Below are 13,855 nucleotides of genomic sequence, written 5' to 3' on the forward strand. Positions count from 1 at the left end.
TAACATTTTCATTCTCTTATGATAACCGGCCAATAATCGTTATATAAGGCTCATTTGCCGAGAAATGTGGTTATTCGAATTCTGAATCATGCCACTGGGAAGGACCTTCCTCGCTCGAGCGGAGAGAGTATGAGGGAGTGTCTACCGCTTGATCCCTCTGAAATAGACCTCGCAAATTGAGCCATTTTCCATTCCTCCTAAGTAGATTGGTCGGCAAACTTATTCTACTAAAGAGGAAGCGAAATGGCTCAATTTTTGTTAGTTGCCTGAATCATTTTTATAAAGGATATCGGACTCAAATCATGTGGAACGCTCTACGTTTTTAAACTATGATGTTCGCCACTTTGTAATCGCTTCACAGAGCCTGTCAATCCCTTTGACCACGTTCTCGTACGCGGTGGTTAATGAAAGGCGCACAAATCCCTCACCCGTTTGGCCAAACGCGTTGCCCGGAGCGACGACCACCCTGTATTCATCTAACAGCTTGTTGGCAAAATCGAGTGAAGTCATCCCTTGCGGAACAGGGACCCAAAGGTAAACGGTCGCATCCGGCTTATGTACATCCCAACCGATCGAGCGGAACTTATCCATCGCGTAATCACGCCGGCGCTGGTATTCCTTGCGGTTCGTTTCGGGAAAATCGGTGTGCCAAACCTGTTCGAGTGCAGTCACACCAGCGAATTGGATGGGGGAGAACACACCTGAATTGATATGGCTTTGCACGACGAGTAGGGAATTGATGATTTCCTCGTTTCCGAAAGCGGCCCCCAATCGCCAACCGGCCATGTTAAACGTTTTTGAGAAAGTGATAAACTCAACGCCTACATCCTTTCCTCCTTCAAACTCCAGAAAACTTCTCGGTTTCTTTCCGTCATAATAAATTTCACAGTATGCATGGTCATAACAGACGATGATCCGGTTCTCTTGCGCGAAACGAATGACTTCTTGAATATACGTATCGGGCGCGAGTACACCGGTAGGGTTATTCGGGTAATTGAGAAACATCAATTGGGTTCGTTTTTTTATTTCTTCGGGGATGCTCTGAAGATCCGGCAGGTAATGATTTTCCCTGGTAAGTTTCATCCGATATGTCTCGCCCCCCGCAAAGAAAACTCCGTCATTGTAAGCGGGGAACGAGGGGTCGGGCACGAGTCCCACATCCCCTTGTTGCAAATAGGCGAGTGAGATGTGAAAAAGTCCCTCTTTTGAACCGATGAGTGCGATGACTTCTTTTTCCGGATCCACGTTTACACCGAAGCGTTCCTTGTACCATTTTGCAATATGTTCACGAAAGAAAAGGGAGCCGCGAAACGCCGGATAGTGATGATTTTCCGGATCGGCTGCTGTTTCCTGTAATCGTTTCACGACAGCATCCGGTGTCGGATGATCGGGATCCGCTTTGCCCAGATCGACGATATCTTTGACGCCTGATTCTCTTAACCGATACACTTTCTCATCCAGTTGAGCGAAAATATACGGGGGTAGTCCCGCTAATTTTTCCGCTTTACGCATATGTTTACCCTCCTTTACATCCCCGCTATTATTCCCTAAAAACAGGAGGGATTATCAATCCCATGATATAATCAAGCTACAAGTGGACGGAGGGATAGGAATGAAGGAAGTATTGATCTATACGGACGGTGCATGTTCAGGGAACCCGGGGCCGGGAGGATGGGCCGCCGTCCTACTTTATGGCGAGAATAAGAAAGAAATCTCCGGTGGGGAACGCGTTACGACCAATCAGAAAATGGAACTCCAAGCGGCGATCGAAGCGCTAAAATTGCTGAAAGAACCATGCAAAGTAAAATTGCACAGCGATTCCGCTTATCTCATCAACTGTTTCTCGCAAAAGTGGTACGTGGGCTGGAAAAAACGCGGATGGAAAAACGCTAAAGGGGAGCCCGTTGCCAACCGGGAGCGTTGGGAAGAACTGTTGCAACTCTGTGCGATTCATGACGTGGAATGGGTCAAGGTTAAGGGCCATGCAGGGGAGTTTTGGAACGAGCGTTGTGATGAATTGGCTCGGGAAGCCGCCGCACAGCAGGAAGCCTAGTCGGGATGGCCAACGGTACAGAGCATGCTGTCGTCACGCTTCCGAGTGAATCGTTAACGGTATAAACCCATGTTCTCCAGGGAGTATGAACGCATACAACTCCCGATCGAGAAAACTGCCGAAGTCACATTCGAATATAGGATGACTGTGGGGGAGGAGGTGACTCCAATGGAATACGAACTCAGCATCAGAGATATGGAAGAGATACGCCAACAACTCGATATTGACCTACTAGGGGTGACAACGTCCGAACCATTCTGCGGGTTAACGGAACGGCTTACGGAACATAGGGAGAAAGGGTATGAATCCGGATTTGAGCATCCGATCATTGAAGAGCGTGTCGATCCGTCCCGGCTTGTGCCCGATGCGAAATCGATCGTCGCCATCGGTATGGCTTATTATACCGATCACCATCATACACTCAGGAGACCGAAGGGAACGAGAGGCGTCTTATCGAAATACGCGTGGGGGAACGATTACCATCCGATCTTGCGGAAGAAACTGGAGGAACTCGCCCATGCGATCGAAAGAAAATTAGGTCGGGCGATCGCTTGGCATGCTTCCGTAGATACCGGACCACTGGTTGACCGCGCAGTGGCAGAAAGAGCAGGAATTGGTTGGTTCGGAAAAAACTGCAATATTATCACCGAACAGTTTGGTTCTTGGGTGTTCTTAGGGCAGCTTGTAACAGATGTAAAAATCGAACCGTATCGGCCTTTTGAGGGTTCTCGTTGTGGCGATTGTGACTTATGCATGCGCGCTTGTCCAACGGGAGCGATCATCTCTCCTTTTACCATCGATTCGTCAAAATGTCTTGCATACATCACGCAGATGAAAGGGATAATTCCCCGAGAGTTTCGCAGCAAAATGGGGACGAGAATTTGGGGATGTGACACTTGTCAAGTCGTTTGCCCCAGCAATAAAGGGATCACTTTCTCCGGGCATGCGGATTTCGTGCCGGAACCCGAATTGTCTTTCCCTGAATTGATCGAGCTGCTCCACATGAGCAATAAGCAATTCAAGCGCAGGTACGGGCACACGGCGGCTGCATGGAGAGGGCTTACCGTGATCAAACGAAATGCGATTATTGCGCTTGGAAATATACGAGAAAAAAGGGCTGTTCCTCAACTGCTCCCGTTTTTGAAAGATGAGCGCCCTGAATTGAGAGGGACAACCGTTTGGGCTCTTGGTAAAATAGGAACAGATGAAGCCGTGAAGGCGATCCGGGAAGCGCGAATGAACGAAAAGGATCCGCTTGTCCTGCAAGAAATGGAGGATGTTCTGGGCAAGAATGGGCATCCAGGAAATGAATCGATCAAAGCGGATGATGAAAAGGAATGAGAACAAGAATTTATATCAAGTGTGGGGCATCATGATTGCGGGATGCAAACCGTTAATCATGAGGTATTCGTACAAAATCTCATGGAAGAAGGTATCTCACAAAAGACCGTCCAGAATGATCGAATATGCGGGCATCGATCTCGCTGATTGGTTAAAACCGTTTGAAAACATCTTTCGACAGTGTCCGTCATACCGTGTCCATGATTAAAAACCATCCATTTATCTCGGAAGCGAATATTCCTGTTCACGGCTTGGTGGTTGACCCGCGAACAGGAAAACTGGATCTTGTAGTCGACGGATATGATCTTGTCAGACATTAATCGATATACCTTTGTACTTGTTGCTCGAAGGTCTGCAGAAAAGCGCGTTTTTTTTCTTCGAGCGCATGCAATTGTTGGAGATATCCGAGTGAATGACCGTTCGCTTGCAACGTGTAGTGAGCATAAGCGATATGCCAGAAACGGTGCGGGAATGTGAGCAACGCGTAGATCAGTAAATATTCGTCACGCGAGATTTTTTTGACACTGTTTACATTGACGAGACACACGAGCGAGACTTCACGTGCCCACCCTGTTTTCTGCATACTTCGGCGCATCAGATGGGCGATATCCAAGGCGCGCGGAGCAAATGTCATGAAATCCAAATCGATCAGATGGACGTGATGCTTCGTGTTATAAATGAGGTTGCGCGGTGTGACGTCGAGATGACAGAGGCCAGGATTCTTTGCATCGCGTGACAAGAAATTTTTTACGCTCGGATCTGATACGATCAAGATCGCTTTTTGCGCTTGTTTCTGATACTCGTCGATATGTTCCAAGAAAAATTTATCCATTGCGTCCAATTTGCTCTTGATACGGATTTTCTTTTTAAAGGCCGCCAAGTCTTTGCTGCGTTGTTGAAACATTTCCAATATATGAAAAGAAGTGGGGGGAATCATTGCACTCGGTTCAAACCCAATCGATGCGAGATGGAAATGGGCGAGGGTCTGCGCAGCTTCGGCGAGATGAACCATCGATGTAAAATCGCAGTCCTGTCCTGTTACCCAATCACTCATGTAATATACATTCCCGCCGGCGATCGCATATGGGGTTTTCTTCTTGGTTAGCGCGAACGGAGCGATGCGTGTGAACCCGCGCTTCATGACGTGACGAACCGCTTGATCCATAAACTCGATGCGCTCAGGGGGAAGGTGTGTGCGTTTGATCGCCTTCCACCCATCAGACGTTTGTAAGCGAATAATCGAGCCGAACGGTTCAGCTTTATAGACAGAAAAAGGGTATCGCTCGATCACTTGAGGGTGATACCCCTGGCGGATGAACACATCTTCGATCTCACGTCTCTCCTGCGGAACGTTGACCCAAAGGGATTCGCTTTGTGTGTATAAAGGATCATGGTGTGAAGCGATGTTTCTTTGCGTCGATTGAAGATTCGGATGAACCGAGTAAGAGGGTGTCTTGTTGGTGCGTTTAACTGATTTTCCTTTTTTTTTGCGTGTATTCGCTACCCTGGCTTTCGTTTTCGCTTTTTTCCTCTTTTCGATCACAGGGGAAATGGACCACGACGACCACCAGGACGGGCGGTCGTCGTCATCCTCTACATGTTCCTCTTTTTTCCGCTTCTCATGTGATGAATGGGTATCCGATTTTTCTTTGTTCGCATTTTTTTTATTGGGTTGAGGAACGAAGTGCGGTGGGGTGGTGAGTTCCTTCCAAAGCTGTTTAAGCCAATCAGGAATCTGGCCTTTATTCGCCATGCCGCTCACCTCCACAGATCCCAGGGTGCAGAATGGTCTCTTCTATCAGGATATGTGAGAAATCGTTGAAACGTTATTTGTTTTTTAGATGGATGGAGGCCCTGTACGCCTGGTCTGCTTCTGTTTGTGAGATATCGCCGGTTTCGACCATGTTATCGAGGATTTCCTTTTGTCTTGACTTCGCGAGTGTAAATGATTGATATGGATCATAATCTTGGGCGCGTTCGGTAAACCGGCCAGCAGTGACCATTCGGGCAAGGACAAAGAAGTTAGAGGTTTTCCAAAATAGACGTTTGCCGCCTGTGCGGCTCCATACGCGCCGTGACCGAAGTATACGTCATTGAGATACAGTTCAAGGATTTCTCTTTTTTCCATGTTTTGTTCCAATGCGACGGCAAAAACGATCTCTTTTGCTTTACGCGAAAGTGTCTTCGTTTGTGAAAGTAATGTGTCACGCACGAGTTGCTGAGTGATCGTACTTCCTCCTTCAATCGGTTTGCGGGCAGAAAGATCAACGAAAATGGAACGGGCGATTCCGAGCAAATCGATACCAAAATGTTGGTAAAATCGACGATCCTCCGTATCGATGACCGCTTTTTGAAAAAGAAGAGGAATCTGGTCGATCGTCGAATAGGTACTTTCATGTTCCGTGACAGATATGTGTACCGCCTGACGTACGTTTGCGGCAATCGGAAATACTTCTGTGAAATAGAAGGAACATGTTGCGAAGAAGCCGATTACAAGGATAACGAAAACGATGAGTCGTTTGAGCGTTTTCCACATACGATGTCTCCTTGATTATAAGAGATTTCTTTCCCCAGAGTATCTTTTGTGCTCGTGTTCTGCAACTCAGTCAGGAGTCCAACGATTTTTCAACCAAGTTTGTTTTTAGGGCTGAACTGGGAGAACGAACTTCCCATTCTTTTTAACGTATCCGGAACATGCAGTCGATTTTAACGGCAGCGATTGCACGGGCGGAAATCTGCGGAAAGCGTTTCATCTATGGTTCAGTGATAAGCGGGTCTTCAGAAGACCTGAAACGTTTGGTATGATGAAAGTACGAATAGTCAGGAAGGAGTTGCGGAATTGAAAGTATCGCTCTTTATTACTTGTCTTGCAGACAGTATGTTTCCCGAAGTTGGTGAAAGCGTTGTACGTATTTTACATCGGCTCGGGTGCAAGATCGACTTTCCCGAAGCGCAGACGTGTTGCGGTCAACCGGCATACAATTCCGGTTATCTTCGGGAAACGCGCGACGTTGCTCTCACTTTGCTCGATGCGTTTGAAGAAAGCGAATATGTGGTCACCCCTTCGGGGTCTTGTGCAGGTATGATTCGCCATGCATATCCCGATTTATTCGCGCATGATCCCGTACTATCGTCTCGTGTCGTACGGTTGGCCGAAAAGACATTTGAATTTTCCCAGTTTCTCGTTGACGTACTGGGTGTGACCGATCTGGGTGCCGAATTGCATGCGCGGGTGACCTATCATCCTTCTTGTCACGCGATGCGGCTGACGGGTGTGCAGGAACAGCCGGAGATTCTCTTGAAGCACGTGAAAGGACTGGTATATACCGAATTACCGAATAAAATGGAATGTTGCGGATTCGGGGGCACTTTCTCTGTGAAAATGGGTGACATATCCGCCGCGATGGTCACTGATAAAGTCAACCAAGTCGTTCAGACCCAAGCGGATATTCTGACGGGGACGGACATGGGATGTTTAATGAACATCCAAGGGCGATTGCGGCGTGAAGGACATGCGATTGAGGTCATGCATCTGGCACAATTGCTGGCAAAGGGGATGAAACTGTGAGCGCAGAACGGTCGACCATTAAGGAGAGAGCAAAAGAAGCGTTGAAGGACGATTATCTCAGAGGAGCGGTCAAGAGTACGACTGACCGTTTGCGTACAAACAAACTGGCTTCCCAGGAAGCGTTGGGCAATTGGGAATGGTGGAGAGAACGCGGACGGCAGATTCGAGCGCATGTCGTCGCCAACCTCGACTATTATCTTTCACAACTGGCAGAAAACGTACGCCAAAACGGTGGACATATCTATTTCTGTGAAACGGGCCATGAGGCTGTAAAACAGGTGATTGAAATCGCGAAACGTGTAAAGGCAAGATCGGTGGTCAAATCCAAATCGATGGTTTCCGAAGAACTGCATCTTAACCACGCTCTGGAACAGGAAGGAATCGAAGCGGTAGAAACCGATTTGGGGGAATATATCATCCAATTGGCTAAAGAGGGACCCTCGCATATCATCGCTCCATCCATTCATAAAAATCGTCATCAAGTGGCTGAACTTTTTGCAGAAACGGATGGGAAAGAATTTATCCCTTCCGATACACAGACATTAACCGCTTTTGCCAGAGCGAAATTAAGAGAAAAGTTTATGACAGGTGAGATCGGTGTGACGGGATGTAATTTTGCCATCGCCGAAACCGGATCGGTATGTCTGTTTACCAATGAGGGAAATGGTCGAATGGTCACGAGCTTGCCCAAGGTACATATCGCCATTATGGGGATGGAGCGAATCCTTCCGACCGTCGAAGATCTGGAAGTGATGATGAACCTGCTTCCACGTGCTGGAACGGGACAGAAGTTGACCAGTTATGTATCTATCATTACTGGACCTCGTAAATCGGGTGAAGTGGATGGACCGGAAGAATTTCATCTGCTTGTGGTGGACAATGGACGCAGCGAGATACTCGAAGATGAGGACTTTCGCCAAGTACTGCATTGTATCCGTTGCGGAGCTTGTCTGAACGTGTGTCCAGTGTATCGCCAGATCGGCGGTCATGCATACGGCTGGGTATATCCAGGACCGATCGGTGCGGTGATCACTCCGCTCTTGAACGAAAGGAATGATCAATATCAAGACCTTCCTTATGCTTCCAGTCTTTGTGCCGCTTGTTACGAAGCATGTCCGGTGAAAATTCCTTTGCATGATCTGCTGGTGAAACTGCGTGCACGCAATGTGGAAAAAGGGCGAACGTCCCGCTGGGAGAAGCTTTCATTTCGTATGTACCGCCATGCGTTTCGTTCGCCGAAGAGGTACAGGGTGGCGATCCGTCTCGCTTCACGCTTACAGAAACCGTTTCTTCGCCACGGATTCATTCAAGCTCAATTGCCTATATTGAATGGTTGGACGGGGGCGCGCGATTTGAGGGGATTCTCTGGAGAGAGTTTCCGCGATCGCTGGAAGACACTACAAAATGTATTGGAAAAGGATAAGGGGTGATAGACATGCAGAAATCGCAAGAAGCGGCTTTTATCGAACGAATTTCACGAAAATTAGGCCGCCCGTTCCCGAAAGAAAAGCCAGAACAGCCTGTTCGCGGTGTGCCGTCCGAATGGATGCCAGACACGTTTGATACGGAACAAGCTTGCGCCGCTTTTATCGCCAATTGGACGGCGCTTACCGGAAAAGCTGTGTTGTTGACTCCAGACGAGCTGTCACAACAATTGCAAGAAGTGATCGGTCATCATCAGGCGCAACAGGTGATTCGCTGGGATGATGACTTTCTTGAAGAGATGAACATCGACGAAACTGTGCGGCGGACGGGTGCGGAGATACGCTCGTGGAAGGAAGGAGATCGCCGTGAATTGCTTGCGTATGCGGAGCGTTGTCAAGTCGGGATTACCTCAGCCGATTTCGCCATTGGCGAGACAGGGACTTTGGCACTGTTTGCCGGAAGGGGCAAAGGACGTTCCGTAAGTCTTCTCCCGCCCGTCCATATTGCCGTATTTCCGATTGAGCGGTTGGTTCCGCGGATGACCTATGTGCTTACATATGCAGCAAAACATGGGATGTCATCTTCATTGAACTTTATCACAGGTCCCAGTCGTACCGGGGATATTGAGGGGGATCTTTCCATCGGTGTGCATGGTCCCGCATATGTATATGCCTTCATTGTAAAAAAATAATCGACGAGAGAATAAAATCACTCGATGTTCCGGTGGGTACACGGATAAGGAAATGGGGATGAGTTTGTTTTGTATTCGGAATTCATCATAACCATCCACGATGTATTAAAAAGACCACTCTTTCGGAAAGCACGAGTCATTGCGGGAGCCAATGGTTTACACCGTCGGGTTCGCTGGGTTCATATCTTGGAAATTTCATCTTTTGAAACCTTGATTCATGGAGAGGAAATGATTCTCTCAACCGGTATCGGTTTTCGATCAGACATGACCTCTCCTACCTCTTTTTTAAAAAAGTTGATCCAACAGAACGTTTCCTGTTTATGTCTCGAAATCGGGCCTTACTTCGATTCTGTTCCGGAGGAAATGATAGAAATTGCAAACCGTCATGATTTTCCCTTGATCATTTTTCCCGAAACGGTTCGTTTTATCGATATCACACAGGACATACATTCGTTGATCATCAATCGGCATCACAAAATGCTTCAAGATCTGGAGAGAATCTCAAGGGAATTCCGTCGGGCTACTCTCACAACGCAAGGGACTTCGACTATTTTAAAATTACTTCACAAAAATACAAATGCTCAAGTCATTTATGTACCCATTCAGGGTCAACCGAGTTTTATTCCCAGTATGAACGTTCATGAACAAAACGAATTTCTTGATACAATAAACCAATATCTAACTGAGTTACCGCTGGAAACCAACTCTTCCCCCTACCAACGGGAGTTTAAAGGGAACAAACTGCTTTTGCAACCGATAGGGGCGATGGGGCAAACATGGGCGTTTCTCGTTATGATGTACAAGCAGGAACCGCAGGAGTACGATACACTTGTTTTAGACTCGGCCTCCCTTTCCATCGCACAGGATTTACTTCGAAAACGTTATATCGAAGAACGGAAGATTTATACGGAGAATATTTGGGTGGACGACTTATTGCACAACCGAATGAAAGATGAAGAGCAGATGAAGTTGCTGCTCGGCTCTTCTTACAAAGAATTAAACGAAACCACATATCGGGTTTGCTTGATCGATATCGAGAACCGAAATGAGGCGGAATTATGCATCACGGAAGATGGGCAAGATTCCATACGTTTTCACTTCTCCTTGATGCTTCGCTCCACATTCGAACAATTTGCTTTTCGTCCGTTTATTACGATGAAAAATAACCGTTTCATGGTGATTGCACTTGATCTGCCTGCAAAAAGGTCAATGAGAGAAAGAATTCGTCAAGTGTTTGAAACATTACAGAAGTTATGTGCAGATGAAAGAATGGGCCATTTCGAATTGCGCGCGGGGATAGGACAAGCATACAGTCGTCTCAAGAATGCTCATCTCAGCTATCAGGAAGCGTTGCGAGCCCTGTCTCTGTATTCTTGTTATCAAAAACCGTTTCTCTTTTATGAGGAGCTCGGTGTATTCCAGTTATTGCTCAGTATGAATGACGGGAAGACATTACAATCTTTTATTCAAAATTATCTGGGTCCTTTAATCGAACATGATCGAACGAAAGGGAGTGAACTGCTGCGAACCCTTAAAGTGTATCTCGATCACGACGGTTCCAAACAGCTCGCCGCACAAAAACTTTTTATTGTCAGACAGTCCCTTTATTACAGGTTGGAAAAAATCAAAGAACTGCTGGGAGAAGATTTCATGTCTCCCGACAAACGACTCGCCCTTCAAGTGGCTTTGCGGGCATACCAATTGTTGTATCCGGAACAACTTCGTGAACGTTAGAATACTCGCGGAAATCGCCCTTGATTGTACATGGATGCTCCCTGAAAAGGGGGCTATTTTTCATATGCACCATACGGGAGCAAAAATTCCCGTGAATATTTTTATCATTCTGTCTAATGTATTTTAGTTTTCATGTTTGTATATTGAAAACATTGGAACATGTTCTGTGAAGAATCCGATATAAGAAGGAGTGTTATCATGGCAGGAACAGCTGTTGAGAAAAAAATATTAAAAAATTTCATCAACGGAAAATGGATAGAAGCGAATTCATCCCGATACGAAGAAGTCATGAATCCGGCAACAGGCGAAGTCATCGCAAAGGTTCCCCTATCGAATCGCGAAGATTTAGATCAGGCGGTTGACGCTGCACAACAGGCGTTTTGTACGTGGAAAAAAACCCCGGTTCCCAGGCGTGCACGGATTCTTTTCCGCTATCAACAACTGTTAGTGGATCATTGGGAGGAACTGGCTCGCCTCGTGACGATCGAAAACGGAAAGAGCTACGAAGAAGCGTACGGTGAAGTGCAACGTGGGATCGAATGTGTAGAATTCGCTGCGGGTGCACCCACATTGATGATGGGCCAACAACTTCCGGATATCGCGACGGGAATCGAGTCAGGGATGTACCGGTATCCTCTCGGTGTAGTAGGAGGAATCACACCGTTTAACTTTCCAATGATGGTTCCCTGCTGGATGTTTCCGCTGGCGATCGCTTGCGGAAATACATTTATCCTCAAACCATCTGAACGCACGCCGATTCTTGCGAACCGTCTGGCGGAATTGATCACGGAAGCGGGCCTCCCGGACGGGGTGTTGAATATCGTGCATGGTGCACATGACGTGGTCAATGGCCTTCTCGAACATGAAGGAGTGAAAGCGATTTCGTTTGTCGGATCACAACCGGTGGCCGAATATGTTTACAAAACGGCTGCTTCAAATGGCAAAAGAGTACAAGCGCTATCCGGCGCCAAAAATCATACCATCGTGATGCCGGATGCCGATTTGGATAGTGCAGTTGCCAATATCATCAGTGCGGCTTTCGGATCGGCGGGTGAACGTTGCATGGCTTGTTCGGTGGTGGTGGCTGTAGGGGATATCGCGGATGAATTGGTGGAACGGCTTGTCAAAGCGGCCGATGATATCAAGATTGGAAATGGTTTGGATGAAGGGGTGTTCCTGGGTCCAGTCATCCGTGAATCCAATAAAGAACGCACTTTGAAATATATAGAGATCGGTGAAAACGAAGGTGCACTTCTCTTACGAGACGGAAGAAAGGACGCGGCTACAAGTGCAGAAGGTTATTTCGTCGGTCCAACCATTTTTGATCAGGTGAAACCCGGAATGAAAATCTGGGCGGATGAAATTTTTGCACCGGTTTTATCGATTGTACGCGCTAAGGATTTAGAGGAAGCGATTGAGATTGCAAACCGTTCCGAGTTTGCGAACGGTGCATGCCTTTTCACCAATAGTGCGAAAGCGATCCGTCAATTCCGTGAAGAGATTGATGCGGGTATGCTCGGAATCAATCTAGGGGTTCCCGCGCCGATGGCGTTTTTCCCATTTTCGGGTTATAAGAAATCTTTTTACGGGGATTTGCACGCCAACGGTCGTGACGGAGTCGAGTTTTATACACGTAAGAAGATGGTAACCGCACGTTACTAATGCATGAGAAGGGGGTGAGAATATGGCTCTTTTAGAAAGTACGAGGAATGATGTGATTGAGAAAGATCGCAGGTATGTATGGCATCATATCTCCCCATACAATGATCAGGTGCCTCCCATGGTCGCTACGGAGGCCAAGGGATCTTGGGTCACAGATATTGACGGAAATCGATACCTTGATGCGATGTCAGGGTTATGGTGTGTAAATGTGGGATACGGCAGGGAAGAGCTTGCCGCGGCTGCCTACGAACAACTAAAAATTCTCCCCTACTTTCCGTTGACACAAAGCCATCTCCCCGCCATTCAATTAGCAGAGAAATTGAATGAGTGGCTCAAAGGCGAGTATGTGATCTTCTTCTCCAATAGCGGCTCTGACGCGAATGAGGTGGCTTTTAAAATCGCCAGACAGTATCACCAACAGAAAGGGCAGCACAGCCGTTACAAATTTATCTCCCGGTATCGCGCGTATCACGGGAATTCCATGGGAGCATTAGCGGCAACAGGGCAAGCTCAAAGAAAATACAAATATGAACCGTTGGGTACAGGATTTTTACATGTATGTCCACCCGACAGCTATCGTCGTCCTGATGGTGTGACAGTAGAGGAATTCAATCTCCAATGTGCACAGGCGATCGAGAATGCCATCATATGGGAAGGAAAGGAAACCATCGCAGGTGTTATTATGGAACCCGCGATCACAGGTGGTGGAGTGATCGTCCCGCATCCCGTCTATATGGAAAAAGTACAGGAAATCTGTCAGAAATACGGGGTTCTGCTGATCATCGATGAAGTGATCTGTGGGTTCGGCCGCACGGGGAAGGAATTCGGTCACATGCACTTCGGAGTGAAACCGGATATTGTGACGATGGCCAAGGGATTGACAAGTGCCTACCTTCCTCTTTCAGCGACAGCCGTTCGCAAAGAGATTTATGAAGCATTCAAAAACTCTGCCGAATACAGTCACTTCCGTCATGTGAATACGTTTGGCGGAAATCCTGCCGCATGCGCCCTGGCCATAAAGAATCTGGAGATCATGGAAAGAGAAGGTCTCATAGAACGCGCGAGGATTCTCGGAGAGCGTCTGAGAGAAGAAATGATGGAACTCTTGGAACATCCCCTTGTTGGCGATATTCGCAGTCTTGGTTTTCTCATGGGAATTGAGTTAGTGGAAAGCAAAAAAACGAAAGAGCCCGTTTCATTGGAGACCATAGGAAAGATCATTTCTGCCTGCAAGAAAAAAGGTTTGATTATTGGGAAAAATGGGGATACGGTTGCCGGATTTAATAACGTTTTAACATTATCACCGCCATTATCCTCCACCGATGAGGATTTGGATTTTATCGTGAATACATTGAAAACCGTCATGCGGCAGTTTTGAGTG

12 protein-coding genes are annotated in these 13,855 nt (G+C 47.2%); 9 read left to right on the top strand and 3 right to left on the bottom strand.

Annotated elements, in window-relative coordinates:
• Positions 1–327 precede the first annotated feature (327 nt).
• On the bottom strand, positions 328–1,512 hold the full coding sequence (locus tag DNHGIG_RS12940) for an aminotransferase class I/II-fold pyridoxal phosphate-dependent enzyme (protein WP_282199972.1): 1,185 nt from the start codon (positions 1,510–1,512) through the stop codon (positions 328–330).
• Positions 1,513–1,612: 100 nt separating this feature from the next.
• Here DNHGIG_RS12940 and rnhA point away from each other — a divergent pair, with 100 nt between their 5' ends.
• From rnhA to DNHGIG_RS12955, 3 genes are all read left to right on the top strand, one after another.
• A complete protein-coding gene (gene rnhA / locus DNHGIG_RS12945) occupies positions 1,613–2,053 on the top strand; it encodes a ribonuclease HI (protein WP_282199973.1) in 441 nt (146 codons plus the stop codon).
• 168 nt (positions 2,054–2,221) lie between these two features.
• A complete protein-coding gene (gene queG / locus DNHGIG_RS12950) occupies positions 2,222–3,394 on the top strand; it encodes a tRNA epoxyqueuosine(34) reductase QueG (protein ID WP_282199974.1) in 1,173 nt (390 codons plus the stop codon).
• A gap of 161 nt (positions 3,395–3,555) precedes the next feature.
• The gene (locus tag DNHGIG_RS12955) at positions 3,556–3,714 is read left to right on the top strand and encodes a carbonic anhydrase (RefSeq protein ID WP_282199975.1); all 159 of its coding nucleotides are present in this window, start codon (positions 3,556–3,558) and stop codon (positions 3,712–3,714) included.
• Here the strand turns inward: DNHGIG_RS12955 and DNHGIG_RS12960 are convergent.
• The gene (locus tag DNHGIG_RS12960; RefSeq protein WP_282199976.1) at positions 3,711–5,147 is read right to left on the bottom strand and encodes a CotS family spore coat protein; all 1,437 of its coding nucleotides are present in this window, start codon (positions 5,145–5,147) and stop codon (positions 3,711–3,713) included. The two genes, DNHGIG_RS12955 and DNHGIG_RS12960, sit on opposite strands and share 4 nt — an antisense overlap.
• An 84-nt stretch (positions 5,148–5,231) precedes the next feature.
• Positions 5,232–5,930, bottom strand: coding sequence for a biosynthetic peptidoglycan transglycosylase (locus tag DNHGIG_RS12965; RefSeq protein ID WP_282199977.1), 699 nt, complete (start codon positions 5,928–5,930; stop codon positions 5,232–5,234).
• Between the two features lie 303 nt (positions 5,931–6,233).
• On the opposite strand from DNHGIG_RS12965, the gene DNHGIG_RS12970 reads away from it, so the two are divergent.
• From DNHGIG_RS12970 to DNHGIG_RS12995, 6 genes are all read left to right on the top strand, one after another.
• Entirely contained in the window at positions 6,234–6,962 is a 729-nt protein-coding gene (locus DNHGIG_RS12970; protein ID WP_282199978.1) for a (Fe-S)-binding protein, read from the top strand.
• Entirely contained in the window at positions 6,959–8,392 is a 1,434-nt protein-coding gene (locus DNHGIG_RS12975; RefSeq protein ID WP_282199979.1) for a LutB/LldF family L-lactate oxidation iron-sulfur protein, read from the top strand. Before DNHGIG_RS12970 ends, DNHGIG_RS12975 begins: the two co-directional genes overlap by 4 nt.
• A 5-nt stretch (positions 8,393–8,397) precedes the next feature.
• A complete protein-coding gene (locus tag DNHGIG_RS12980) occupies positions 8,398–9,078 on the top strand; it encodes a LutC/YkgG family protein (protein WP_282199980.1) in 681 nt (226 codons plus the stop codon).
• A 69-nt stretch (positions 9,079–9,147) separates the two neighbouring features.
• The gene (locus tag DNHGIG_RS12985) at positions 9,148–10,812 is read left to right on the top strand and encodes a PucR family transcriptional regulator (RefSeq protein WP_282199981.1); all 1,665 of its coding nucleotides are present in this window, start codon (positions 9,148–9,150) and stop codon (positions 10,810–10,812) included.
• 198 nt (positions 10,813–11,010) lie between these two features.
• Positions 11,011–12,474 carry a CoA-acylating methylmalonate-semialdehyde dehydrogenase gene (locus DNHGIG_RS12990; RefSeq protein ID WP_282199982.1) on the top strand — a complete coding sequence of 488 codons (1,464 nt, stop codon included), beginning with the start codon at positions 11,011–11,013 and terminating at the stop codon, positions 12,472–12,474.
• 22 nt (positions 12,475–12,496) lie between these two features.
• A complete protein-coding gene (locus DNHGIG_RS12995) occupies positions 12,497–13,852 on the top strand; it encodes an aspartate aminotransferase family protein (RefSeq protein ID WP_282199983.1) in 1,356 nt (451 codons plus the stop codon).
• The last annotated feature ends 3 nt before the right edge of the window (positions 13,853–13,855 follow it).

This window comes from Collibacillus ludicampi, from assembly GCF_023705585.1.
In the GTDB taxonomy this organism is placed as follows: Bacteria; Bacillota; Bacilli; order Tumebacillales; family BOQE01; genus Collibacillus; species Collibacillus ludicampi.

Excerpts from the sequence above, each read along its gene's own strand:
- DNHGIG_RS12940 (WP_282199972.1), bottom strand. The coding sequence starts at position 1,512 with ATGCGTAAAGCGGAAAAATTAGCGGGACTACCCCCGTATATTTTCGCT.
- rnhA (WP_282199973.1), top strand. The coding sequence starts at position 1,613 with ATGAAGGAAGTATTGATCTATACGGACGGTGCATGTTCAGGGAACCCG.
- queG (WP_282199974.1), top strand. The coding sequence starts at position 2,222 with ATGGAATACGAACTCAGCATCAGAGATATGGAAGAGATACGCCAACAA.
- DNHGIG_RS12960 (WP_282199976.1), bottom strand. The coding sequence starts at position 5,147 with ATGGCGAATAAAGGCCAGATTCCTGATTGGCTTAAACAGCTTTGGAAG.
- DNHGIG_RS12965 (WP_282199977.1), bottom strand. The coding sequence starts at position 5,930 with ATGTGGAAAACGCTCAAACGACTCATCGTTTTCGTTATCCTTGTAATC.
- DNHGIG_RS12980 (WP_282199980.1), top strand. The coding sequence starts at position 8,398 with ATGCAGAAATCGCAAGAAGCGGCTTTTATCGAACGAATTTCACGAAAA.
- DNHGIG_RS12990 (WP_282199982.1), top strand. The coding sequence starts at position 11,011 with ATGGCAGGAACAGCTGTTGAGAAAAAAATATTAAAAAATTTCATCAAC.
- DNHGIG_RS12995 (WP_282199983.1), top strand. The coding sequence starts at position 12,497 with ATGGCTCTTTTAGAAAGTACGAGGAATGATGTGATTGAGAAAGATCGC.